Genomic DNA, 22,064 nt, shown 5'->3' with positions numbered 1-22,064 from the left:
GAAAACGGAAGCCGCCCTGTCCCGCAAGGGAGACATGACAAGGACCGCCGCTTCGGTGTAGAACGCGGTCCTTGCCGGGGCGGATCCCCGGCCCTTTAACGAAATTCGGAGATGGAGCCATGGTCGCGAAAGTGTTCATCGACGGCGAAGCCGGCACGACGGGTCTGCAGATCCGCGAGCGCCTCGGCCGTCGTCGCGACATCGAGCTTCTCACGGTTCCCTCCAAGCTGCGCAAGGATCTCGGCGCACGGGCCGAGCGGCTCAATGCCGCCGACGTGGCGATCCTGTGCCTGCCGGACGACGCGGCCCGCGAGAGCGTTTCGCTCATCGAGAGCACGACCACACGCGTGATCGACGCCTCCAGCGCACACCGGACCGCCCCGGACTGGGATTACGGCTTTCCGGAGATGACGCCGGAGCAGGCGGACCGCATCGCCGCGTCCAGACGCGTGAGCAATCCCGGCTGCTATCCGCAGGGCGTGATCGCCTGCGTGCGCCCGCTGATCGAGGCAGGCCTTCTGCCGGCCGACTTCCCGGTCACGGTGAATGCGATTTCCGGCTATTCCGGCGGCGGACGGCAGCTTATCGAGACCTATGAGGCAGACGGCGCGCAGAACCCGGCCTTCCTGCCCTATGCGCTCGGCTTCCGTCACAAGCACCTGCCGGAGATGACGCGCTATTCCGGCGTGTCGTCGACGCCGATCTTCGTTCCGGCGGTCGGCAACTACGCCCAGGGCATGGTGACGATGGTGCCGCTGCGCCTGGAGGGACTCGAGCGCGCGCCGAGCGGCGAGGAGATCCACGCCTGCCTCACCGAACGCTATGCGTCGATGAAGGGCTCCTTCGTGGACGTGGCCCCCTTCGTTCATGCCGACCGCGTTCCCGAGCTCGACCCGGAGACCTTCAACGGCACCAACCGGATGCGGCTGCACGTCTTCGCCAGCCAGGACCGCGCGCAGGCGGTGCTGGTCGCCGTCTACGACAATCTCGGCAAGGGCGCTTCGGGCGCCGCCGTCCAGAACCTCAATCTGATGCTTGGCGTCGACGCGGCCGAAAGCCTCGCCGCCTGAGCGCCCTCACGTCCGCAGGAGACCGGAAAGACATGGAGAAATTCGACAAGCTGACGGGTGTTGCCGCGCCGCTGCCGTTCATCAACATCGACACGGACATGATCATCCCGAAGCAGTTCCTGAAGACGATCAAGCGCACGGGCCTCGGCACCGCGCTGTTCCACGAGATGCGCACGCTCGACGACGGCTCCGAGAACCCCGACTTCGTTCTCAACCAGCCGGCCTACCGCAACGCGCAGATCCTCGTCGCGGGCGACAACTTCGGTTGCGGCTCCAGCCGCGAGCACGCCCCTTGGGCACTGCTCGATTTCGGCGTGCGCTGCGTGATTTCAACCAGCTTCGCCGACATCTTCTACAACAACTGCTTCAAGAACGGCATCCTGCCGATCGTCGTCTCTGAGGACGAACTCGAAAAGCTGATGGACGATGCGCGCCGTGGCGCCAATGCGACGCTCACCGTCGATCTCGAGGCCCAGGAGATCCATGGACCGGATGGCGGCGTCATCACCTTCGACATCGATCCGTTCCGCAAACACTGCCTGCTGAACGGCCTCGACGATATCGGCCTGACCATGGAAAAGGCCCCGATGATCGACGGCTACGAGCAGAAGCTCGGCGAAAACCGCCCCTGGGCGTGACGGAACAAGGGCCGGCGGTTTCGCCGGCCTTTTTCTTTTGCGTGGCGGCTTGCACACGCAATCTCACCAAGGGTTGATCGGCCGTTTGGAGACAGTCGCGCGGTGCGCGCCTATGTCTTGCCCGTGCGGGGCAACGACGGAGTGACGATGACGGCCACGATCATGGGCACACTGGGCGCACTCGCCCCCTGGCGGGAGCGCAACGGGCGTTTCTCCCCCTTGCGCCTTTGCGTGTTCCTCCTGCTGCTGGCGCCCGGCGTCTGGCTCGCGGCAAGCCTTGCCGCCGGAACGCTCGGCGCCAAGCCGGTGACCGAGGCCATTCACCAGAGCGGAAGCTGGGCGATCCGGTTCCTCGTTCTCTCGCTGCTTGTCACGCCCTTGCGCAGGATAACCGGCTGGGGCCGGATCATCGGCCTGCGCCGCATGATCGGTCTGGCGGCGGCGGGGTATGCCGTGATCCATTTCGCCCTCTACTCCCTCGACCAGGGCTTCGACCTTGCCGTGATCGCGCGCGAGATCGTCCTGCGGATCTATCTGGCCATCGGCTTCGTGGCGCTCGCGGGCCTTGCCGTGCTCTCCGCGACATCGACCGACGGCGCGATCCGTCGCATGGGGCCGGCCTGGCACCGGCTGCACCGGATCGTCTATCCGCTGACCCTGCTTGCCTGCCTGCACTTCTTCATGCAGTCGAAGGCGGATGTGAGCGAGGCCACGCTCATGGCCGGAGCCTTCACGGTCCTCATGCTGTGCCGGGGCGCAACAAGGGTGGGGCTGCCCCTCGCCTCGCCTCTCGTGATCGCGGGCGTTGCCGTGGTGTCGGGCCTCGCGACGGCGGGTATCGAGTATCTGTGGTACGCGCTGGCAACCGGCGTGCCGGCGGACCGCGTCCTCGCCGCGAACCTGGATTTCAGCTATTCGATCCGGCCCGCATGGTGGATCTTCGGCGGGACCATGGCATTTGCCCTGCTCGCCGCCGTGTCGAGGCTGGTCGACCGGTTCAGGAACCCTCGCCGGATGCAGGTGCGCCGGGAACCGCAATCAGCGCGGTCCTGAGCGCCTCGAGGTCTTCCTTCAGCCGCGAAAGCGGGACGCCCGCGCCGTCACAGGCCTCCATGATGCGATGCGGCACCTCCAGCGCCCGTTGCCGCAGGCTCCAGCCTTGCGCGGTGGGCGCCACCAGCACGCGACGCTCGTCCGCCTCGTCCCGCCGACGCCCCACCAGACCGGCCTGCTCCAGGCGCTTGAGGAGCGGCGTCAGCGTTCCGCTGTCGAGGATCAGCGCCGCGCCAAGATCCTTCACCGAAACCCGCTCCCGCTCCCAGAGAACCAGCATCGCCAGATACTGGGTGTAGGTCAGTCCCAGTGGCGCGAGCACGCGCTGGTACACCCGCCCGAGAGCGAGCGTGGTGGAGTGCAGGGCGAAACAAAGCTGGTTCGACAGGAAAAGGGCTTCCTCCCCGTCGATGTCCCGATCTTCGCCTTGCTCCGTCATTTCGCCCATTCTCCGTTGGCCCGCCGTCAGGCAGCCTGCTTCGCTCCCGTATGCCGCGCTGTCAAGCATATCCGGATTTTATATTGCACACAATTTAATTGTACACTATCTATATGGATATCGGCCCGCCGCGGTCTCCTCCGGGAGACGTGGCGCGGTCGCATCACCGCAGCAATGGAGTCACTCATGTCCGTTCTCTACACCGCACACGCCACCGCCACCGGCGGACGCACCGGCAACGCCAGTTCCGACGACGGCCGCCTCGAGGTCACGCTCTCCACGCCGAAGGAACTCGGCGGCGACGGCGGCCAGGGCACTAACCCCGAGCAACTTTTCGCCGCCGGCTACTCGGCCTGCTTTCTCGGTGCGATGAAGTTCGTGGCCGGCAAGGAGAAGATCGACCTTCCCGCCGACGTGTCGATCACGGCGGATGTGGGCATCGGTCCGCGCGAGGACGGCACCGGCTTCGGCATCGAGGTGACGTTGAACGTTTCACTGCCGGGAATGGACGGCGAGACCGCACGCGGCCTCGTCGACAAGGCGCACATCGTGTGCCCCTATTCCCATGCGACGCGCGGCAACATTCCTGTCGAGCTGAAGCTGGCCTGACACCTCACGGGGCGTCCCACGCACCTAGTCCTCCGGCGCCTCGCGCCGGAGGCTTGCACGCAATTCCGCGCTTTCCCGGTCGATCTGCTCAAGCACATTGCCAACGCGCGAAAGCGCGCCGACCGTGCTGCGGAACTCCGCCGCACGCACGTCGAACAGCCGGCGGGCGATGTCGGGAAACTCCTGCAACATGCGCTTGAACAGCGCGCGACGGATGCGAATGACCTCGCTCGCCCCGCTGGCCACGGCACGCGCGGGGCGCCGGGTCTCGACCAGAAGCGCGGTCTCGCCGACCAGGCTGCCCGGACCGAAAGTCACGGGCTTGGCCGATCCGTCCTCAAGCTCCAGCGTGATCGCGCCGCTTGCCACGACAAGTCCCGCATCCGCGCGCTCGCCGGCGCTGAACAGGACCTCACCGTCACGGTAGGTGACATTCTCGGCCGAGAAGGCGAGCAGGCGCAGCTGCTCATCCGGGAATTCGGAGAGCAAGGGCACCTGTCGAAGCAGTTCCATATCCCGGGCGAGACTCATGCTTCGAGACTTACGATGAAGCCGCGAGCCTCACAAGAGCGATGTGGCACGGCTCAATCGCGCCCTTCGCCCTTGAGCCAGTCCCGCCACTGGGAGCGCGTTCCATAGAACACGTTGCGGTCCACGTTCCCGTCGACGCCATCGACCCGCCCCGTGGCCGTGTACTGCCAGAAAACCCAGTTTCCGCGACGTTCGTACTTGCGGTCCGGATGGCTCGCCACCGAGCGGAGCCAGAAGTCGTAGTGGTGCTTGGCGCCCACCAGCCGATCCCGGTGGAAATCCACGGAGGAATAGATCACCGGCTCCTTGCCGTAGTGCGCTTCGACCGCCTCGAGGAACTTGCGCATGTCGCGGATGACCTGGTCGCGCGGCGGGCGCTCGCGGCAAGTCTTGGAGTGGGCGTTCCACTCCATGTCCAGCACCGGTGGCAGCGCGGTCGGGTCGACGGGGACATTCTGGATGAACCAGGAGATCTGCTCCTCCACCGGACGGCAGAAGTAGTAGAAGTGATAGGCACCGCGCGGAACGCCGGCGGCGCGCGCCTGGTTCCAGTTCTCCATGAACTTCGGATCGACGTAGTCACCGCCCTCGGTCGCCTTGATCCAGGCGAACTCCGTGCCGGCGCGCTTCACGCGCCGCCAGTCGATGTCGCCCTGATAGCGGGAGACGTCGATGCCGTGAATCGCGAAGTCGTCCGGCGTCGGATCCGGAAACTCGAATGCCGCGCAGGCGGACAGCAACAAGGCACAGATCAGGCTCAACACGCGCGTGGACATCACTCTCTCTCGGTCCGGGCCCCTCAACCAGAACCCGGACAATTAAAGGCAAACCCTTAAGGAACCGCTTACCAATGGGAGTGAGTCGCTCCCGGTCACGGACGGTCCATGCGCCTGCCCCGTTCCCGCCAAAACCTAGGGCACAGGTCGAATAACGCAACGGCAGGGGCGAATCGCGGACCTCCATTGGACCTCGTGCCCCGCCACCTTGCATCGAACGGCGCTTTGCTGGCATGTGATCGGCACCATTTCAGTCACGCTGCGAGAGGCCCATGACCGACAGTCCCAAGGATCGCCTGACGATCGCCACCTGGAACATCAACTCGGTTCGGCTCCGCCTGCCGATCGTCGAGAAGCTGATCCTCGAACACGCGCCCGACGTTATCTGCCTGCAGGAAACCAAGTGCCCGAATGGCAACTTTCCGCTCTCCGCACTGACCAAGCTGGGCTACTCGCACATCGCGCTGAACGGCCAGAAGGGCTACCACGGCGTCGCGACCATCTCCCGCCGCCCCTTCCTCGACGAGGATCGCGTCGACTATTGCGCCAAGGGCGACAGCCGGCACGTCGTGACGGGCATCGAGTTCGCCGGCTCCCGCTTCGCCCTGCACAACTTCTATGTTCCCGCCGGCGGTGACGAGCCGGATCCGGAGATCAACGACAAGTTCGCCCACAAGCTTGCCTTCCTGGACGAGATGGAATCCCGCCTGGGAGACGAAAACGGCGCGCGGATCGTCGTCGGCGATCTCAATGTCGCGCCGTATGAGCACGACGTGTGGTCGCACAAGAAGCTGCTCAAGGTGGTCAGCCACACGCCCATCGAGTGCGAAAAGCTGGAAGCCGTGCGCGGCGGAGCCGGGCTGGAGGACGTCATGCGCCGCTTCGTGCCTTCGGAGGAAAAGCTCTACACCTGGTGGAGCTACCGCGCGAAGGACTGGTCGGCCGCGGACAAGGGCCGCCGCCTCGACCACGTCTGGGCCACACCCGATCTCGCGGGCGCGGTCACGCGCATGGACGTGCTTCGCGACGCGCGCGGCTGGGAGAAGCCCTCGGACCACGCACCGGTGATCGTGCGCCTGGAGGCGTGAGGCGAAAGGGCGCTCAAGGCCGGATCATCCGCCCCCACGCGATCAGGGGCGGATGATCACCTTGCCGCGGGCCTTGCGCTCGGCAAGGCGCCTGAGCGCCAAGGGCGTCTCCTCCAGAGGATAGATCCCGTCCACATGCGGCACGATTGTGCCGGACGCGACCCAGTCGAGGAGCTGGGCCATGCTGTCGCGATGCTCGTCCGGCTCACGCACGATGGCATCGCCCCAGAACACGCCCAGCACGTCGCAGCCCTTCAGCATGACGAGATTGAGCGGCAGTTTCGGGATGTCGCCAGCGGCGAAACCGACAACGAGATAGCGCCCGCGCCAGCCGGTCGCCCGAAGCGCCTGCTCCGTGTAGCGGCCGCCGACCGGGTCGTAGACCACGTCGACGCCGGCGCCATGGGTCAGTTCCTTGAGCCTGAGCTTCAGGTCTTCCTCGTCGTAGTTCACCAGTTCGTCGGCGCCATGCTCACGCGCGAGCGCCAGCTTTTCCGCGCTCGAGGCGCAGGCGATCACCCGCGCGCCCATGGCCTTGGCGATCTCCACCGCCGCGAGGCCGACACCGCCGGACGCACCGAGCACAGCCACGGTCTCACCTTCCGCAAGCCCCGCACGGTCGCGATAGGCGTGAAGTGTGGTGCCATAGGTGACAGAAAGACCGGCGGCGGCTTCAAGCGGCACCGCGTCCGGCACCGGAACGAGGTCGTCTTCCGAGGCGATCACCGCCTCGCGCACCGCGCCCCAGCGCACGTAGCCCATCACCCGGTCTCCGGGTTCGAACAGCTCCACGCCCTCGCCAACGGCAATGACGGTGCCCGCAAACTCGGCGCCCGGCGAGAACGGCAGCTCCGGACGGAACTGGTACCTGCCTTCGATGATGAGCGTGTCGAAGAAATTGAGGGCGGCGGCGGCAACGCTCACCAGCACCTCTCCGGGACCGGGCTCCGGCCGAGCAATTTCGGCGATAACGAGCGTTTCCGGTCCGCCAAGACGTTCACAAAGAACCGCCTTCACGTCGTCCCCCCAAGTTGCCGGCCGGACCGGCCGGCGTCCCAACCCTTGCACGAATTCGGTAGCACACCAGAGATATGGTTAAAAGTAACTATACGTTGCGTGACTTGCCACAGGCGCCACGGACCGCTATCCCCGCCGCAGGCGCCCGTTCGCGCCCTTTCACGATCCGTCACGAAACAAGGCAGGACACATGCGCGGTTATTTCGCCGTGGGCGCGGAAGGCATATCCAAGCCGATGAACCTCGGCAACCTGATGCGCTCGGCGCACGCCTTCGGCGCGAACTTCTTCTTCACGATCGATGCGCACAGCCGCATCCGCAAGGCGCCGCCGTCCGATACATCCAAGAGCTCCGGCCATCTGCCGCTCTTCCACTGGCCCGATATCGACTCCATGGATCTTCCCCATGGCTGCCAACTCGTCGGCGTGGAACTGACGGATGACGCCGTGGACCTGCCGAGCTTCATGCACCCGCTGCAGGCGGCCTATGTGCTCGGGCCCGAGCGCGGCTCCCTGTCTCCAGAGATGCAGGCGCGCTGCGCGCACATCATCAAGATCCCGACCAAGTTCTGCCTGAACATCGCGATCGCCGGAGCCATCGTCCTCTACGACCGGCACCGGGTGCACGGCCAGTATGCGGAACGCGCCATCTCCAGCGTCGGGCCCCGCACCACGCGTCCCAAGCATCTGCATGGCGGCCCGATCCTGCGCCATGGAAAGAAGACCGTGAGCGATCCCGACAAGGCCAAGGCCGCCGGGCCAAAGGCCTGAACGTCAGCGCCGCGCCGAACGCCCCCGCGCGCGGGCCACGCGCGCCAGGGTCAGGAAAACGTCGCTGACCAGTGCCGTGGACAGGGCCGGCGACTGGCGCGCATCTGCCACGACCCTTGCAAGCCGCTCACCGGCCCGCGCCAGATCGGGGCTCGACCACAGGCCGAGCTGCCGCGTGACCAGGTCCTTGCGCTTGTAGAAGATCGGCGGCCTCGCGCCGTCCACCACCTGCGAGGGCGAGACACCCCGGTCCACGACCGCGCGCGCCCGCGCGAGAAACTGGAAGTGGCGCAACGCGGCACCCGCGATCACGTCCGGCCGCTGCCCCGTCGCCTCGAGCCGCTCCAGCCCGTGATCGAGCGTGTCGATGCGTCCGAGCGCCGTCGCGTCGATCAGTTCGTCCACCGCGAAGGCGGACGCCTCGCCGATGATGGCCTCCACGTCCGCCGTCTCGATACGCTCCCGGCCATGGGCATAAAGACAAAGCTTGCGTACCTCGCCCCGGCTCGCGAGCCGGTCCGCGCCCAACAACCCGAGCAGCGCCTGGCGGGCCTCGCGCGAGATCGACAGGCCTGCGCCGGTGACCTCCTGGTCGATCATCCGGTCGAGATCGCGTTCCGCATCCGCATAGCAGGCGATGGCGACCGCCTGGCGGTCTCCCTCGATCTTCTTGCGAAGGCCGGTCCCCTTCTTCAGGTCGCCCGCCTCGATCACGACGAAGGCAGTGGCGGGGTCGATCTGCCCCAGCAACGGCTCGACGGCCGGCGACAGGTTCCGCCCGGCACCGTCACGCACCCAGACCACCCTCCGTCCGCCGAACAGCGGCACCGTCATCACCTCGTCGATGAGACGCGCCGGGTCGGAGGCGACATCGCCGCCATCGAGCTTGACGAGGGAAAACGGGTCGTCGACGCCACCCGAGGCAACGGCGGCAAGCGTTGCCGCACGCTCACTCACGAGACCCACATCGGGGCCGAACACGAGAACCAGCGGCACGTCTGCCGGCGGCGCGGCGACGAAGCGCTCGACCTCGCCGGCCTTCAGCGCCACCATGACCGGCTCAGCTCCGCGACGCGAAGAAGCCGGCGAGCCGCGTCTGCAGGTCCCGCGCGACCATCTTCGCCGCGCGATCCTCCGCGTCCCGCTGGGCACGCACGTTGGCAAAGCGCTGGCTCGAGAAGTCGAACGAGGCGACGCCGAAGACCTTGCCCGTGGTCAGCGTCTGCCCGGTGGCGATGTCGCTGAGCACGTAGGAGGCGTTCACCGTCACCGTGTAGGCGGAGGGAACGTCGGCGAGACGCTCGACACCCACTTCATTGAGCGGCCGGTCGATCAGCATCTTGAGCCGGTAACGCGGCGCGGCGGCCGTGCGACCTCCGGTAAAGCCGAAGATCAGCTCGTTGCGCAGCACCTGCCCGATCCGGTCGAGGTCCTCGTCCGAGGCGGTCTGGACCGTGTCGATGTCGATGGCCGACAGCTCCTGCGTGAGCGCGGGAGAGCCGGCCGGTGTCGAGAGCGTCCCGTAAAGGGGACGGACCTGACAGCCGCCGAGCGCCAGGGCGCCGGCAAGAACCGCCGCCAGGGCGACGAAGCGCCCCGAGCGAGGGAAGGCAAGGTCAGACGACGACATTCACGATCCTCTGCGGCACGACGATGATCTTGCGCACGGGCTTGCCCTCGAGGGCGCGCTGCACGGCCTCCAGGGCGAGCGTAGCCGCTTCGACCTCCTCTTTGGAAGCCTCGCGTGCAATCGTCAGGTCCGCGCGCTTCTTGCCGTTGATCTGGACCGGCAGCGTGATGCTCGCCTCGACGAGCAGGTCCGGATCGACCTCGGGCCAGGCCGCCGTCGCCAGCAGCCCGTCCTTGCCGAGAGTGCGCCAGCACTCCTCGGCGAGATGCGGCGCCATCGGCGCCATCATGGTCACCAGATAGGAGGCGCACTCGCGCACGGCAAAGCGCATGTCGTCCCCTTCGGCACCCGACTGGTGGGCCTTGGAGAGCGCGTTGACCAGTTCGTAGAGACGCGCGACGGCCCTGTTGAACGCCAGCCCCTCGATATCGGCGGAAATCGCCGCGCAGGTCTTGTGCGTGACGCGGCGCAGCGCCAGCGCGTCCTCGCCGAAGCTGTCCGGGCGTGCCGTCTCGGCAACGCCCTCGGAGATTTCCGAGACCACGCGCCAGACGCGCTGCATGAACCGCCAGGCGCCCTGCACGCCATCCTCGGTCCACTGCACGTCACGCTCGGGCGGGCTGTCGGAGAGCATGAACCAGCGCGCAGTATCGGCGCCATAGGTCTCGATGATGTCCGTCGGGTCGACCGTGTTGCGCTTCGACTTGGACATCTTCTCCACCGAGCCGATCGTCACCTCGGTGCCGTCGCTGGCAAGATACGCCTTGCGGGCCTCGCCCTCGCTTTCGATCCGGATCTCGGCCGGCGAAACCCATCCCCCCGCCGGCGCGCGGTAGGTCTCGTGGGTCACCATGCCCTGGGTGAACAGCCCCTTGAAGGGCTCCTTCACGCCCAGATGCCCCGTCTCGCACATGGCGCGCGCGAAGAAGCGCGAGTAGAGCAGGTGCAGGATCGCATGCTCGATGCCGCCGATGTACTGGTCCACCGGCAGCCAGTCGTCCGCCACCGCCTTGGTGGTCGGCGTCGACGCCCTCGGGTCGGTGAAGCGCGCGAAATACCAGGACGAATCCACGAAGGTGTCCATGGTATCCGTCTCGCGCCGGGCCTCGCCCCCGCAGTTCGGACAGGCGACGTGACGCCACGTCGGATGCCGGTCGAGCGGATTGCCCGGCTTCTCGAAGTCGATGTCGTCGGGCAGCTTCACCGGCAGGTCGGCAACGGGAACCGGCACCACGCCGCAGGCATCGCAATGAATGACCGGGATCGGACAGCCCCAGTAGCGCTGGCGCGAGATGCCCCAGTCGCGCAGGCGGTAGTTGACCTGACGCGCGCCCTGCGGCTGGCCGTCGACCTGCTGTGCCTCGAGGCGGCTTGCGACCGCATCCTTGGCATCCGCGATGGACATGCCGTCGAGGAAGCCGGAATTGAAGATCGCCCCCTCGCCCGTATAGGCCTCGTCCGCGATGGCGAAGCTTTCCGGGTCGGCATCGGCCGGCAGCACGACGGGCCGCACCGGCAGGCCGTATTTGCGCGCGAAATCCAGATCGCGCTGGTCATGACCGGGACAGCCGAAGATGGCGCCAGTGCCGTAGTCCATCAGGATGAAGTTGGCGATATAGACGGGCAGCTCGATGGACGGATCGAGCGGATGCGTCACGCGCAGCCCGGTCTCGACACCGGCCTTTTCCGCCGTTTCGATCGCCTCGGCCGAGGTGCCGATGCGACGACACTCCTCGATGAAGGCTGCGATCTTGGGATCGCTCTCCGCAAGGCGCTCCGAGATCGGGTGATCCGGCGACAGCCCCATGAAGGAGGCACCGAACAGCGTGTCCGGGCGGGTGGTGAAGATCTCAAGATGCGTGTCGCCGGTCGGCGCCGCCTCCTTGAAGGCGAAGCGCACGCGCAGTCCCTCGGACCGGCCGATCCAGTTCTTCTGCATCAGCCGGACCTTCTCCGGCCAGCGATCAAGCGTGTCGAGCGCGGACAGAAGCTCGTCCGACCACTCGGAGATCTTGAAGAACCACTGGGTCAGCTCGCGCTGCTCCACCACGGCGCCGGAACGCCAGCCCCGGCCGTCGATCACCTGCTCGTTGGCGAGCACGGTCATGTCGACCGGATCCCAGTTGACCTTGGAGTTCTTGCGGTAGGCGAGGCCGGCCTCGAGCATGTCGAGGAACAGGCGCTGCTGCTGGGTGTAATATTCGACGTCGCAGGTCGCGAACTCGCGCGCCCAGTCGAGCGACAGGCCCATGATCTTGAGCTGCCCGCGCATGGTGGCGATGTTCTCGTAGGTCCAGTCGCGCGGATGAACCTTGTTCTGCATCGCCGCATTCTCGGCCGGCATTCCGAAGGCGTCCCAGCCCATCGGATGCAGGACGTTGAAGCCCCGTGCCCGCTTGTAGCGCGCAACGACATCGCCCATGGCGTAGTTGCGGACGTGGCCCATGTGGATGCGTCCCGACGGATAGGGGAACATCTCGAGCACGTAATATTTCGGGCGCGGATCGTCGTTCGCCGTCGCGAAAACTCCTGCCTCGTCCCAGACCTTTTGCCAGCGGCTTTCCGCCTCGCGGGCGTTGTAGCGCTCCGTCGCCATGATTGTGGGTGCTTTTCTCGTGATCATTGCGGGATTGTCGTGGTCGGACAGTCACCAGAAATCCGCGTCGCGGTCAACCTGCTAGCGCCTCCGCCACGATGGGGAACCCCGCGCCCGCGCGCTCAAGCCCTCACCGGACCACCTCGCCCTCTTGCCCCGCGCCCGCATCCGGCGCTATCGGATGGACGGTGTTTCGTATCGCCGCTTCTCCCAACCGACCAAGGTGCCCCGCATGACCGACCGCGCCCATGAAGACACTGCCGCCGCCAACCTCGCCGGGATCCGGGACACCATCGCCAGGGCGGAGCGGGCGGCAGGGCGCGCGAGCGGTGAGGTGACGCTGGTCGCCGTGTCCAAGACCTTCGACGCGGATGCGATCCGCCCGGTGCTTGAAGCGGGCCAGCGCGTGTTCGGCGAAAACCGCGTGCAGGAGGCCCAGGGCAAGTGGCCGGGGCTGCGGGAGGAGTTTTCAGGCGTCGAACTGCACCTGATCGGGCCGCTGCAATCGAACAAGGCGAAGGAGGCGGTCGCACTCTTCGACGTCATCCATTCGATCGACCGCGAGAAGATCGCACGCGCACTGAAGGCGGAATGCGAGGCCCAGGGGCGCAACCTGCGTTTCTTCATCCAGGTGAACACCGGCGAGGAGCCCCAGAAGGCTGGCATCGCCCCGCAGGAGGCGGACGCGTTCATCGCGCTCTGCCGCGAGGAACTCGGCCTCGACATCGCGGGACTGATGTGCATCCCGCCGGTGGACGAGGTCCCCGCGCCCCATTTCGCGCTGCTGGCCAGGATCGCGGCGCGCAACGGCCTGTCGGGCCTCTCCATGGGCATGTCGTCGGACTTCGAAAGCGCCATCGCCATGGGGGCGACCCATGTGCGGGTCGGATCGGCGATCTTCGGAACCCGCCCCAGACCCTGACCGCCCGCCGCAGGCCTTGACCGGAAGGGCCGTCGCGGCGCGCCTCAGCGCTCCGCCCAGAAGTCCGGCGTCAGCAGGATGATGCCGGACAGGATCTCCAGCCGCCCCAGGATCATCTGCACCGAGAGCAGGACCTTCACCGCTTCCGGCAGCGACTGGAACGTGCCGGACGGGCCGATGATCTCGCCCACCCCCGGCCCCACGTTGGCGAGTGCGGTGATCGAGGCGCTCAGCGACGTCTCGAGATCCAGCCCGAAGCCCGCGTAGACCAGCGCGAAGATGGCGAAGGTCCCGGCGTAGAGCAGGCCGAAGATGAGCACGCCCTCGACGATGGTCGGGCTCACCGGACGCCCGTCGTAGCGGGCCTCGACGACCCGGTGCGGCCTGAGCATTCCCTTGAGCAGCGAACGGATGAAATTGAGAAGCAGCAACACGCGGAACGCCTTGAAACCGCCGGAGGTCGAACCGCTGCATCCGCCGAGAAACGTCAGCAGGAAGAACAGGGCGATCGCCAGATTGCCCCACTTCAGATAGTCGCCCGCCGCATAGCCCGTGGTCGTGATGATCGAGACCACGTGAAACACGGACAGCGTGAGCTGGCGAAACGGCGTACTCGTGTCATGCAGGTGCAGGGCCACGAAGGCCCCGATGCTGAACCCGCCGACCAGTCCGAGGAAGAACACCACCTGCCGCAGGTCGCGCAGGTCATGGAGATCGCGCCCCTCGACAAGCTTGATGAGAAACAGGAATGGCAGCCCCGACAGGATCATGAAGACGCTTGAGATCCAGTAGATCGTCAGGCTGTCGAACTGGCCCATGGAGCTGTCGGAGGTCGAGAACCCGCCGGTCGACACCGTCGTCATGGAGTGGTTCACCGCCTGGAAGAAGGTCATTCCGGCCAGGTAGTAGAGCAGCGTGCTGGTGACCGTGAGCATCCCATAGAGGCTGAGCAGGCGGATCATGAACGGCTCGAAACGCCCGTAGGGCTTGGAACTGGTTTCCGAGGACTCGATCGAGAACAGCTGGGAGCCACCGACCCTGAGACCGGGCAGCAGCCAGACGCCCAGGACGACGATGCCGATTCCGCCGATCCACTGGAGCAGCGAGCGCCACAGCAGGATCCCCGGCGGCATGGTGTCGAGCCCGCTCAGCACGGTTGCCCCGGTCGTCGTCAGGCCCGAGGTCGCCTCGAAGAACGCGTCCACGAAGGTGATGTTCAGGCCGCTCAGCCACAGCGGCAGCGCGCCCGCCAGGCCGAAGGTGATCCAGGCCGCATTCACGAAGATCAGCGTCTCGCGGGTGTTGAAACGCACCTTGGCGCTCAGGAAGGCCGCCGTCGCCACCCCCCCGATGCAGCCGACGACGAGCGCCGAGGCACTGAACACGATCCAGTCCGGATTGTCGGACATGAGGTCCGCACCCGCCGGGATGAGCATGAACAGGGCAATGAGGATCATCAGGCGCCCGATGGGCAGCGCGACGGCTCTCAGGTCCATGATGACTTCCCGGGTCTTTCGCTTGGGCCGGATCTTTCCCTTGGGGACGCAGCGGATCCTGCCGGTTCCCGCGACACTGTGCGAGCCATGCCGGCCCGCCGTCGGGTGCGCGCATCTTCTCCGTTTTGCCGCCGATTTCAAGCGGAATGCAGTGAGCCGCCGCGTTCCGCCTGGCGTTCAGGGACGCATCCCGTGCCCGCCACCGGTCCCCGCGCGCCCTTCCCGCCCCGCCCGGATGCCGGTTTTCCTTGACTTCCGGAGCCGATTGGATCATTTCCGTGCCAACTTCGAAAGAGTGACGACAATCGAAACCGCCGACCGGGACCCGAAAAGGTCTAAAGAGATCCCGGAGGTCAACACCCGACAGCGCGATGCGCCCTCGGGTGCCGCGATGCTTTGAGCCGACCGCAACGGAAAGATCCCGTTCGCGCCGGCCGGGGGTCGAGGGGCCGGCGGTCACGGACGCAAGCCACCTTTCGGAACCGGAAACCGGGCGCCAGCCGGCGCTGCACGACACGCGACAAGGGTCAGGGACACGCGACATGTTCGAAAGTCTGTCAGATCGCCTCAGCGGCATTCTCGACAAGCTGACGCGCCGTGGCGCGCTGTCGGAGGCCGACGTTTCCGAGGCCATGCGCGAGGTGCGCCGCGCGCTGATCGAGGCAGACGTCGCGCTGCCGATCGTCAAGTCCTTCACCGACAAGGTGCGCTCGCGCGCGGTCGGCCAGGAAGTGCTCAAGTCGGTCACGCCGGGCCAGCAGGTCGTCAAGATCGTCCACGACCAGCTCGTCGAGATGCTCGGCTCCGAGGCGGAGCCGATCGACCTCAACGCGCCGGCCCCCTTCGCCATCATGATGGTCGGCCTTCAGGGCTCGGGCAAGACGACCTCCACCGCCAAGATCGCGCTGCGCCTGACGAAGAACGACCGGCGCAAGGTCCTGATGGCCTCGCTCGACACCCGCCGCCCCGCCGCCCAGGAGCAGCTCAAGGTTCTGGGCGAGCAGAACGGCATCGACACGCTGCCGATCGTCGCCGGCCAGGATCCGGTGCAGATCGCCAACCGCGCCATGACGGCCGCGCGCCTCGGCGGCTACGACGTGGTTCTGCTCGACACCGCCGGCCGCACGCATATCGACGAGCCGCTCATGGTCGAGATGGCCGAGATCCGCGCGGCGACCAGCCCGCATGAGATCCTGCTCGTCGCCGACAGCCTCACGGGCCAGGACGCGGTCAACCTCGCGACCTCCTTCGACGAGCGCGTGGGCATCACCGGCATCGTGCTGACGCGAATGGACGGCGACGGCCGTGGCGGCGCCGCGCTCTCCATGCGCGCGGTAACCGGCAAGCCCGTCAAGCTCGTGGGCACGGGCGAGAAGTCCGACGCGATGGAGGAATTCCATCCCGGCCGGATCGCCGACCGCATTCTGGGCATGGGCGACATCGTCTCGCTGGTGGAAAAGGCCGCCCGCGAGATCGATCAGGCCGAAACGGCCCGCATGGCGGAGAAGATGCAGAAGGGCATCTTCGACCTCCAGGACCTCGCCGACCAGCTCAGGCAGATGGAAAAGCTCGGCGGCATGTCCGGCATCATGGGCATGATGCCGGGTGTCGGAAAGCTCAAGAAGCAGATGAGCTCGGCCAATCTCGACGACAAGGTCATCAAGCGTCAGGTGGCGATCATCCAGTCCATGACGCCGCAGGAGCGCCGCAAGCCCGAGCTCCTCAAGGCCAGCCGCAAGAAGCGCATTGCCGCCGGTTCCGGCGTTGACGTGTCCGACGTCAACAAGCTTCTCAAGATGCACCGCCAGATGGCCGACATGATGAAGCAGGTAGGCAAGGGCAAGGGGCTTCTGGGCAAGATGATGGGCGGCATGGGAATGCCGGGAGCGGGTGCGCCCGGTGCCGGAATGCCGGGCGGCGGCATGCCCCAGCTCGACCCCAAGGAACTCGAGAAGATGGCGCGTTCCGGTCAGCTTCCCGGCGGCATGCCGGGCCTGCCCGGCGGGCTCGGTTCCGGCTTTCCCGGCGGCCCCGGGCCCAAGCTGCCGGGCATGGGCGGTCTTCCGGGCCTTGGACGGGGGAAGAAGAAATGAGCGACGGCGCCGAGAACCTTCTCGACCAGGACACCGATGCGATCGCCGAGCTTCAGCGCCTGCGTAACTCGATCGACAACATTGACGCGGCGCTCGTGCACATGCTGGCCGAGCGTTTCAAGTGCACCCAGAAAGTGGGCCTGCTGAAGGCCCGACACCAGCTTCCGCCCGCCGATCCGGCGCGCGAGGAACGGCAGATCGAACGGCTGCGCGCGCTCGCCAGGGACGCCAACCTCGATCCCGACTTCGCGGAGAAGTTCCTGACCTTCATCGTCAAGGAAGTGATCCGCCACCATGAAGCCCTGCGTCGCTGAGCGACGTCATTCTACCGACAGGAGTACCCAGATGGCCCTCAAGATTCGTCTCGCCCGTGGCGGCGCCAAGAAGCGTCCGTTCTACCGTATCGTCATCGCCGACGTCCGCTCTCCGCGCGACGGCCGCTTCATTGAGAAGGTCGGCCTCTACAACCCGATGCTGCCGAAGGACGACGAGAACCGCGTCCAGCTCGACCTCGAGCGCATCCAGCACTGGATGAGCCATGGCGCCAAGCCGTCCGATCGCGTCCTTCGCTTCCTCGACGCCGCCGGCGTGTTGAAGCGCGATGCACGCAACAACCCGAAGAAGGCCGAGCCGGGCCAGAAGGCCAAGGAGCGCGAGGCTGCGCGCAAGCAGGCCGAGGAAGAGGCTGCAGCAGCGGCTGCCGAAGCCGCCGCCGGTGGCGAGGCCGAAGAGGCCGCGGCCGAGTAAGGTCGATTTTCGGAACCCCGCCGCCTGAGCGATCCGGCGGCGGGGCTTCCCTGCCGAAAATGGTCGGCTCTTTTTTCCGGGGCTGCCTGCGCGGCCCATCAAAGAACAGGACGGACCGGTGTCCAGCGACCGCATCCTGATCGCTCGCATCGGCGCGCCGCACGGCGTGCGCGGCGAGGTTCGCGTCAAGCCTTACGGCGACGATCCCCTTTCCTTCACGGACTACGGCCCCCTCGAGACCCTGGACGGCAAGCGCCGCTTCGAGGTTATTTCGGCGCGCGTGCAGAAGTCCGTGGTCGTGACCCGCTTCAAGGGCGTCGACGACCGCAACGCGGCCGAGGCCCTCAACGGGCTCGACCTCTATGTCGAGCGCGAGGCCCTGCCCGAGCTCGATGACGAAGACGAGTTCTACCACACCGACCTCCTCGGCCTCGAGGCGGCCGCTCCCTCGGGCGAGCGCCTCGGCGAGATCGTCGCCCTGCCCGATTTCGGCGCCGGAACGCTGGTCGAGATCAGGCCCGGGGCAGGCCCGACGTTCTATGTCGCCTTCACGCGCGAATGCGTTCCCGAGATCGATCTGGAAAACGGCCGGGTGGTCGTGATCCTGCCGGAGGAAACGGAAAGCCCGAAGGAGGGCGAGGCCGAGGCCGCCGGCGATCAGGCGGAGGGTGGCGCCGAGGGGTCCGAGCGCGCCTGAAGCGTGGTGTCCGGCTGCGCCTCGCACGGCGCGTCGGCGAGCGCGGCGCGGGTTTCGGACCGGACCAGCAGAATGGCCACCACGACGATGGAGACGCCCACCGAATTGGCGACGATATCGAGCAGGGATGCCTCATGGTTCGGCATGAAGCCCTGAACGACCTCGCCAAGCATGCCCATCGCCATGGCCGCGCCGGCCGAGATCCTCAGCCGGCAGCAGAAGAAGGCGTGAATGGCGAGCGTCAGGAGCCCGAAGAAAACAAGATGCTGCACCTTGTCCCAGGGATGGCTGATGCCGGTGTTGAACACCAGTCCGGCCAGCGTGCCATAGGCAAGCAGGACGACGAGCGGCAGCACCCGCGAGACCGACAGATCCATATAGTGCCGCTCGACGGCACGGCGAACGAGACCGATGAGCGTTGCAAGGGACGGCATGGCAGGCTCCACTGACGAGACCGCCGCACCCTAGCGCCCGCCGTCTTAACCATTCGTTGTCCTGAAACTCCGCATCCGGTGATCCCTGGAGACCGCCATGGCCTTCGACGCGACCGTCCTGACCCTCTACCCTGAAATGTTTCCCGGCCCCCTGGGGCTGTCATTGTCGGGGCGCGCGCTGGAGCGCGGCGACTGGTCGCTCGACGCCCGCCAGATCCGCAATCACGCCACCGACCGGCATCGTTCGGTCGATGACACGCCCGCCGGCGGCGGCGCCGGCATGGTTCTGCGCGCCGACATTCTCGCAAGAGCGATCGACGCGGCCGCGCCCGAAGGCGACCCGCGCCCGAGGCTGCTGATGAGCCCGCGCGGACGACCGCTCGACCAGGCTCGCGTCCGCGAGCTGGCCGCCGGGCCGGGCGCGCTCGTCGTCTGCGGCCGTTTCGAGGGCGTCGACCAGCGCGTCATCGACGCCCGCGGTCTGGAGGAGGTTTCCATCGGCGACTATATCCTCTCCGGCGGCGAGCTCGGCGCGATGGTGCTCCTGGACGCGGTGGTGCGGCTTCTCCCCGGCGTCATGGGCAATGCGGAAAGCGGAGAGACGGAGAGCTTCGAGACGGGGCTTCTCGAGCATCCCCACTACACCCGCCCGCGCGAGTTCGAGGGGCTCGGCATTCCGGAAATCCTCACCTCGGGCGATCACGCCCGCATCGATGCGTGGCGCAGACGCAAGGCCGAGGAGCTGACCCGCGAACGGCGCCCCGACCTTTGGGAGCGTCACGAGGAGCGCGACGACCGGCCTCGGCGCTAGGAACGGCACGTTCTGGCCGAAAATCGCCAGAAACCACATGACAAGCGCCGCGCATTGCGGTATGGAGCGCACCACTCGGGTGCCGAAATGGGGCCGCGAGCCGTCTTGGCTATGCGCGTCCCGCTGCGGAACCTGAATTCCCTTTCACCACCGGCCTCCGGCCGGATTGGCCAAAACGCGGTGAACCCGCCCCTGCGGCTCGATCGTCAGCGGGCGCTCTGACCGGCTCATAAGACAGAAGGCAGTGCCATGAACATCATCGAGCAGCTCAACGCCGAGGAAATGGCGAAGGTCGAGGCGGCCCGCAAGCTTCCCACCTTTTCCCCGGGCGACACGATCCGCGTCAACGTGCGCGTGACGGAGGGCAACCGCACCCGTACGCAGGCCTATGAGGGCGTCTGCATCTCGCGTTCGGGCGGCGGCATCAACGAGAACTTCACGGTCCGCAAGATCTCCTACGGCGAGGGCGTGGAGCGTGTGTTCCCGGTGTTCTCCCCGATGATCGAGGGCGTCGAGGTCGTGCGTCGCGGCAAGGTTCGCCGCGCGAAGCTCTATTACCTGCGCGGCCGTCGCGGCAAGTCGGCCCGTATCGTCGAGGCGACCAACACCCGCGCCCGTCGCCTGAACGACGAGATCAAGGCCGATCTCGCCGCCGCCAAGGCCGCCAAGGAGGCCGAGGCCGCCGCGGCGAAGGCGGCTGCCGCCGAGGCCGCTTCGGAGTAATCCGGCGCCCGGCGCCGCCACGGGCGGATGCAAGCGTTACAGGGTAACGAAAACGACAAAACCTCCGGCAGGATCTGCCGGAGGTTTTTTGCATTATTGCGCGAAAGTTTTTCCGTTTTGCCGCCCCTGCGGGACGCCTGTCAGTCGAGCCGGCCGAGATGGGCGCGCACCGCCACGCGCGACGTGGCCGCCGTCAGCACCGTCACCAGGAAGATGATCGCCAGCACGCCCAGGTATCCGGCGACGCCCACCGTCACATCCCCGAAGAGACCGACCGCCTCGGTAATCCCCGCCGCGCCGACCGGGCTGTCCGACAGCAATCCGATCACGATGAAGAGCACGCAGGCGGTCAGGCCGCCAGCGAGCCCGCCCTTGAGACCGAGCAGCAGGAAGTGGCGCTGGAACTCGCGGGCGATGAAATTGTCTTCCGCGCCGACGAAGTGAAGCACCTCGACCACATCCCGGTTGCCGGCCATCGCCGCACGGGTGGCAAAGACCACCGACAGCACCATCGAGGCCAGCACCAGGATCAGGATGGCGATGCCGCCGCCGACGAAGGCGCGGGCCATGGCCGCGAGCCGGTCGGTCCAGCGCGCGTGATCGTCGACGCTGGCGCCGCGCACGTCGGCGGCCACCGCCTCCCGCAGCGCCTGCAGGCTGAAGGCACGACTGTCGGTGATCTGGACCTGGATCAGGCGCGGAATCGGCAGGGTCTCGAGATCCAGCCCCGACCCGAGCCAGGGCTGGAGGAGATCGCGGGTCTGTTCGTCCGACAGCGCGTGCACGGCACCGACGCCGGCCTGCGCGCGGGCCGCCGCGATCGCCTTGTCGATCTCGCGCAGCATGTCGACCCCGTCCGCCGGGCGGATCTGGATCGTGACCTCGCGCAGCAGGTCGTTCGACCAGGATTCGGCGGCATCGTTGACGACGGTCACCGCGCCCACGGTCAGGCAGGCCAGAAAGCTCATGATGGCGACGACGAGCAGCAGCGCGCGACCGGCGACCGCCTGCGGCGGCACGATCTGCGCCGAGGGGCGCAACCCCTCGGAGTTGCCCCTTGCCCGGGCCTTGCGCTTGCGCGCGCCATCGGCCACCGCCTTCACCCGGCCCGGAAGCCTGCCGCGCCGCCCGGGACGGGGGGCCTGCGGTTCGCGCCGCTCTGGTGTGATCTTCTCAGTCATGGATCTGCAGCCGTCCGTCCGCGAGTTCCAGGCGCCGCGCGGAAACCTGCTCCATCAGGCCCAGGTCGTGGGTCGCGATGACCACCGAGGTGCCGAGCCGGTTGAGTTCGATGAACAGACGCAGCAGACGGCGCGCCAGCGGCGGGTCCACGTTGCCGGTCGGCTCGTCGGCAAGCAGTATCTCCGGGCGGGTGATGAGCGCGCGCGCGATCGCCGCGCGCTGCTTCTCGCCGCCCGACAGGACCGGGGGCAGCACATGCATGCGCTCGCCGAGCCCCACCCACTTGAGCAGTTCGACCACGTCGCCGCGATACTGGCTCTCTTCCTGACCGAGCACCCTGAGCGGCAGGGCGACATTCTCGTAGGTGGTCAGATGATCGAGCAGGCGGAAGTCCTGGAAGACGATGCCGATGCGCCGGCGCAGCGCAGGGATCTGGCCCTTCTGCAGCGACGACGTGTCCTTCCCGAACGCCGAGATCAGACCGCGCGTCGGGCGCAGGGACAGGAACAGGAGCCGCATCAGGCTCGTCTTGCCGGCGCCCGAGGGGCCGGTCAGGAACTGGAACGATTGCGGCCGGATTTCGAAGGTCAGGTCGCGCAGGACCTCCGGCCCCATGCCGTAGCGCAGCCCAACATTTTCGAATCGGATCACGGAGACCTCTTGATGACGGAACCTTGCGGGAGCCTATCGGACCCGCGCTTAACGCTTCATTAACGTTATCAGGGCGTGATGGCGGGACGGTG

24 protein-coding genes are annotated in these 22,064 nt (G+C 66.9%); 13 read left to right on the top strand and 11 right to left on the bottom strand.

The genetic code is table 11. The annotated features are described in order from the left end of the window. The first annotated feature begins 119 nt into the window (after positions 1-119). From argC to ACYX4S_RS18965, 3 genes are all read left to right on the top strand, one after another. Positions 120-1,070, top strand: a complete 951-nt coding sequence (gene argC / locus ACYX4S_RS18975) for an N-acetyl-gamma-glutamyl-phosphate reductase (RefSeq protein WP_476361324.1) — start codon at positions 120-122, stop codon at positions 1,068-1,070. A 32-nt stretch (positions 1,071-1,102) separates the two neighbouring features. Beyond that, the gene (gene leuD, locus ACYX4S_RS18970) at positions 1,103-1,708 is read left to right on the top strand and encodes a 3-isopropylmalate dehydratase small subunit (protein ID WP_422067356.1); all 606 of its coding nucleotides are present in this window, start codon (positions 1,103-1,105) and stop codon (positions 1,706-1,708) included. 147 nt (positions 1,709-1,855) lie between these two features. Further along, entirely contained in the window at positions 1,856-2,761 is a 906-nt protein-coding gene (locus ACYX4S_RS18965) for a protein-methionine-sulfoxide reductase heme-binding subunit MsrQ (RefSeq protein WP_476361323.1), read from the top strand. Here ACYX4S_RS18965 and ACYX4S_RS18960 read toward each other — a convergent pair. Further along, complete coding sequence (locus ACYX4S_RS18960) at positions 2,706-3,200, bottom strand: MarR family winged helix-turn-helix transcriptional regulator (RefSeq protein WP_476361322.1); 495 nt, start codon at positions 3,198-3,200, stop codon at positions 2,706-2,708. The genes ACYX4S_RS18965 and ACYX4S_RS18960 overlap by 56 nt on opposite strands. Positions 3,201-3,386: 186 nt before the next feature. On the opposite strand from ACYX4S_RS18960, the gene ACYX4S_RS18955 reads away from it, so the two are divergent. Then, the gene (locus ACYX4S_RS18955) at positions 3,387-3,809 is read left to right on the top strand and encodes an organic hydroperoxide resistance protein (protein ID WP_476361321.1); all 423 of its coding nucleotides are present in this window, start codon (positions 3,387-3,389) and stop codon (positions 3,807-3,809) included. Between the two features lie 24 nt (positions 3,810-3,833). Here ACYX4S_RS18955 and ACYX4S_RS18950 read toward each other — a convergent pair whose 3' ends face one another. Further along, positions 3,834-4,322 carry a cyclic nucleotide-binding domain-containing protein gene (locus ACYX4S_RS18950; protein WP_476361320.1) on the bottom strand — a complete coding sequence of 163 codons (489 nt, stop codon included), beginning with the start codon at positions 4,320-4,322 and terminating at the stop codon, positions 3,834-3,836. Positions 4,323-4,393: 71 nt separating this feature from the next. Further along, a complete protein-coding gene (locus ACYX4S_RS18945) occupies positions 4,394-5,116 on the bottom strand; it encodes a glycoside hydrolase family 25 protein (protein WP_293720805.1) in 723 nt (240 codons plus the stop codon). A gap of 272 nt (positions 5,117-5,388) precedes the next feature. On the opposite strand from ACYX4S_RS18945, the gene ACYX4S_RS18940 reads away from it, so the two are divergent. Continuing rightward, positions 5,389-6,204, top strand: a complete 816-nt coding sequence (locus ACYX4S_RS18940; protein WP_476361319.1) for an exodeoxyribonuclease III — start codon at positions 5,389-5,391, stop codon at positions 6,202-6,204. A 42-nt stretch (positions 6,205-6,246) separates the two neighbouring features. Here ACYX4S_RS18940 and ACYX4S_RS18935 read toward each other — a convergent pair whose 3' ends face one another. Further along, positions 6,247-7,221 (bottom strand): NADPH:quinone oxidoreductase family protein, encoded by a 975-nt coding sequence (locus ACYX4S_RS18935; protein WP_476361318.1) that lies wholly within the window; start codon positions 7,219-7,221, stop codon positions 6,247-6,249. 190 nt (positions 7,222-7,411) lie between these two features. Here ACYX4S_RS18935 and ACYX4S_RS18930 point away from each other — a divergent pair, with 190 nt between their 5' ends. After that, the gene (locus ACYX4S_RS18930) at positions 7,412-7,990 is read left to right on the top strand and encodes an RNA methyltransferase (protein WP_293720802.1); all 579 of its coding nucleotides are present in this window, start codon (positions 7,412-7,414) and stop codon (positions 7,988-7,990) included. Positions 7,991-7,993: 3 nt separating this feature from the next. Here ACYX4S_RS18930 and holA read toward each other — a convergent pair whose 3' ends face one another. Genes holA through leuS form a run of 3 tightly spaced genes read right to left on the bottom strand, consistent with a single transcriptional unit; the run spans position 7,994 to position 12,216 of the window. Then, a complete protein-coding gene (gene holA, locus ACYX4S_RS18925) occupies positions 7,994-9,043 on the bottom strand; it encodes a DNA polymerase III subunit delta (protein WP_476361317.1) in 1,050 nt (349 codons plus the stop codon). 7 nt (positions 9,044-9,050) lie between these two features. Then, entirely contained in the window at positions 9,051-9,620 is a 570-nt protein-coding gene (lptE, locus tag ACYX4S_RS18920; RefSeq protein ID WP_476361316.1) for an LPS assembly lipoprotein LptE, read from the bottom strand. Then, entirely contained in the window at positions 9,607-12,216 is a 2,610-nt protein-coding gene (gene leuS, locus ACYX4S_RS18915; protein WP_476362891.1) for a leucine--tRNA ligase, read from the bottom strand. The genes lptE and leuS overlap by 14 nt, the downstream gene beginning before the upstream one ends. Before the next feature lie 232 nt (positions 12,217-12,448). Here leuS and ACYX4S_RS18910 point away from each other — a divergent pair, with 232 nt between their 5' ends. Further along, positions 12,449-13,138, top strand: a complete 690-nt coding sequence (locus ACYX4S_RS18910) for a YggS family pyridoxal phosphate-dependent enzyme (protein WP_476361315.1) — start codon at positions 12,449-12,451, stop codon at positions 13,136-13,138. A gap of 44 nt (positions 13,139-13,182) precedes the next feature. On the opposite strand, the gene ACYX4S_RS18905 is transcribed toward ACYX4S_RS18910, so the two are convergent. Continuing rightward, positions 13,183-14,634, bottom strand: coding sequence for a TrkH family potassium uptake protein (locus ACYX4S_RS18905; protein WP_476361314.1), 1,452 nt, complete (start codon positions 14,632-14,634; stop codon positions 13,183-13,185). Between the two features lie 542 nt (positions 14,635-15,176). Here ACYX4S_RS18905 and ffh point away from each other — a divergent pair. From ffh to rimM, 4 genes are all read left to right on the top strand, one after another. Then, a complete protein-coding gene (ffh, locus tag ACYX4S_RS18900; RefSeq protein WP_293720795.1) occupies positions 15,177-16,727 on the top strand; it encodes a signal recognition particle protein in 1,551 nt (516 codons plus the stop codon). Next, on the top strand, positions 16,724-17,041 hold the full coding sequence (locus tag ACYX4S_RS18895) for a chorismate mutase (RefSeq protein WP_293720794.1): 318 nt from the start codon (positions 16,724-16,726) through the stop codon (positions 17,039-17,041). Before ffh ends, ACYX4S_RS18895 begins: the two co-directional genes overlap by 4 nt. Positions 17,042-17,072: 31 nt before the next feature. Beyond that, positions 17,073-17,474 (top strand): 30S ribosomal protein S16, encoded by a 402-nt coding sequence (rpsP, locus tag ACYX4S_RS18890; RefSeq protein ID WP_293720793.1) that lies wholly within the window; start codon positions 17,073-17,075, stop codon positions 17,472-17,474. Positions 17,475-17,592: 118 nt separating this feature from the next. After that, the gene (gene rimM, locus ACYX4S_RS18885) at positions 17,593-18,171 is read left to right on the top strand and encodes a ribosome maturation factor RimM (RefSeq protein WP_476361313.1); all 579 of its coding nucleotides are present in this window, start codon (positions 17,593-17,595) and stop codon (positions 18,169-18,171) included. Here rimM and ACYX4S_RS18880 read toward each other — a convergent pair. After that, the gene (locus ACYX4S_RS18880; RefSeq protein ID WP_293720791.1) at positions 18,132-18,605 is read right to left on the bottom strand and encodes a VanZ family protein; all 474 of its coding nucleotides are present in this window, start codon (positions 18,603-18,605) and stop codon (positions 18,132-18,134) included. The two genes, rimM and ACYX4S_RS18880, sit on opposite strands and share 40 nt — an antisense overlap. Positions 18,606-18,702: 97 nt before the next feature. Between ACYX4S_RS18880 and trmD the strand changes: the two genes are divergently transcribed. Together trmD and rplS are read left to right on the top strand one after the other, a co-directional pair. Further along, on the top strand, positions 18,703-19,416 hold the full coding sequence (gene trmD / locus ACYX4S_RS18875; RefSeq protein WP_476361312.1) for a tRNA (guanosine(37)-N1)-methyltransferase TrmD: 714 nt from the start codon (positions 18,703-18,705) through the stop codon (positions 19,414-19,416). A 249-nt stretch (positions 19,417-19,665) separates the two neighbouring features. Beyond that, positions 19,666-20,139 (top strand): 50S ribosomal protein L19, encoded by a 474-nt coding sequence (rplS, locus tag ACYX4S_RS18870; protein ID WP_476361311.1) that lies wholly within the window; start codon positions 19,666-19,668, stop codon positions 20,137-20,139. A 140-nt stretch (positions 20,140-20,279) separates the two neighbouring features. On the opposite strand, the gene ACYX4S_RS18865 is transcribed toward rplS, so the two are convergent. Both ACYX4S_RS18865 and ftsE read right to left on the bottom strand, forming a co-directional pair. Then, positions 20,280-21,320 carry a cell division protein FtsX gene (locus ACYX4S_RS18865; RefSeq protein WP_476361310.1) on the bottom strand — a complete coding sequence of 347 codons (1,041 nt, stop codon included), beginning with the start codon at positions 21,318-21,320 and terminating at the stop codon, positions 20,280-20,282. Further along, on the bottom strand, positions 21,313-21,972 hold the full coding sequence (ftsE, locus tag ACYX4S_RS18860) for a cell division ATP-binding protein FtsE (protein ID WP_293720786.1): 660 nt from the start codon (positions 21,970-21,972) through the stop codon (positions 21,313-21,315). The genes ACYX4S_RS18865 and ftsE overlap by 8 nt, the downstream gene beginning before the upstream one ends. Positions 21,973-22,064: the final 92 nt, after the last annotated feature.

It is taken from the genome of Stappia sp. ABD4_338 (assembly GCF_056312175.1).
This window is presented reverse-complemented; position numbering and strand designations above follow the sequence as displayed.

What these genes read in the sequence shown, in the direction of transcription:
- ACYX4S_RS18910 (WP_476361315.1), top strand. Translation starts at nt 12,449, where the DNA reads ATGACCGACCGCGCCCATGAAGACACTGCCGCCGCCAACCTCGCCGGG.
- argC (WP_476361324.1), top strand. Translation starts at nt 120, where the DNA reads ATGGTCGCGAAAGTGTTCATCGACGGCGAAGCCGGCACGACGGGTCTG.
- ACYX4S_RS18945 (WP_293720805.1), bottom strand. Translation starts at nt 5,116, where the DNA reads ATGTCCACGCGCGTGTTGAGCCTGATCTGTGCCTTGTTGCTGTCCGCC.
- ACYX4S_RS18930 (WP_293720802.1), top strand. Translation starts at nt 7,412, where the DNA reads ATGCGCGGTTATTTCGCCGTGGGCGCGGAAGGCATATCCAAGCCGATG.
- leuD (WP_422067356.1), top strand. Translation starts at nt 1,103, where the DNA reads ATGGAGAAATTCGACAAGCTGACGGGTGTTGCCGCGCCGCTGCCGTTC.
- ACYX4S_RS18965 (WP_476361323.1), top strand. Translation starts at nt 1,856, where the DNA reads ATGACGGCCACGATCATGGGCACACTGGGCGCACTCGCCCCCTGGCGG.
- ACYX4S_RS18880 (WP_293720791.1), bottom strand. Translation starts at nt 18,605, where the DNA reads ATGCCGTCCCTTGCAACGCTCATCGGTCTCGTTCGCCGTGCCGTCGAG.
- ACYX4S_RS18940 (WP_476361319.1), top strand. Translation starts at nt 5,389, where the DNA reads ATGACCGACAGTCCCAAGGATCGCCTGACGATCGCCACCTGGAACATC.
- ffh (WP_293720795.1), top strand. Translation starts at nt 15,177, where the DNA reads ATGTTCGAAAGTCTGTCAGATCGCCTCAGCGGCATTCTCGACAAGCTG.
- holA (WP_476361317.1), bottom strand. Translation starts at nt 9,043, where the DNA reads ATGGTGGCGCTGAAGGCCGGCGAGGTCGAGCGCTTCGTCGCCGCGCCG.
- rplS (WP_476361311.1), top strand. Translation starts at nt 19,666, where the DNA reads ATGAACATCATCGAGCAGCTCAACGCCGAGGAAATGGCGAAGGTCGAG.
- lptE (WP_476361316.1), bottom strand. Translation starts at nt 9,620, where the DNA reads ATGTCGTCGTCTGACCTTGCCTTCCCTCGCTCGGGGCGCTTCGTCGCC.
- ACYX4S_RS18905 (WP_476361314.1), bottom strand. Translation starts at nt 14,634, where the DNA reads ATGGACCTGAGAGCCGTCGCGCTGCCCATCGGGCGCCTGATGATCCTC.
- ACYX4S_RS18960 (WP_476361322.1), bottom strand. Translation starts at nt 3,200, where the DNA reads ATGACGGAGCAAGGCGAAGATCGGGACATCGACGGGGAGGAAGCCCTT.
- rpsP (WP_293720793.1), top strand. Translation starts at nt 17,073, where the DNA reads ATGGCCCTCAAGATTCGTCTCGCCCGTGGCGGCGCCAAGAAGCGTCCG.
- trmD (WP_476361312.1), top strand. Translation starts at nt 18,703, where the DNA reads ATGGCCTTCGACGCGACCGTCCTGACCCTCTACCCTGAAATGTTTCCC.
- ACYX4S_RS18865 (WP_476361310.1), bottom strand. Translation starts at nt 21,320, where the DNA reads ATGACTGAGAAGATCACACCAGAGCGGCGCGAACCGCAGGCCCCCCGT.
- ACYX4S_RS18895 (WP_293720794.1), top strand. Translation starts at nt 16,724, where the DNA reads ATGAGCGACGGCGCCGAGAACCTTCTCGACCAGGACACCGATGCGATC.
- ACYX4S_RS18955 (WP_476361321.1), top strand. Translation starts at nt 3,387, where the DNA reads ATGTCCGTTCTCTACACCGCACACGCCACCGCCACCGGCGGACGCACC.
- ACYX4S_RS18950 (WP_476361320.1), bottom strand. Translation starts at nt 4,322, where the DNA reads ATGGAACTGCTTCGACAGGTGCCCTTGCTCTCCGAATTCCCGGATGAG.
- leuS (WP_476362891.1), bottom strand. Translation starts at nt 12,216, where the DNA reads ATGGCGACGGAGCGCTACAACGCCCGCGAGGCGGAAAGCCGCTGGCAA.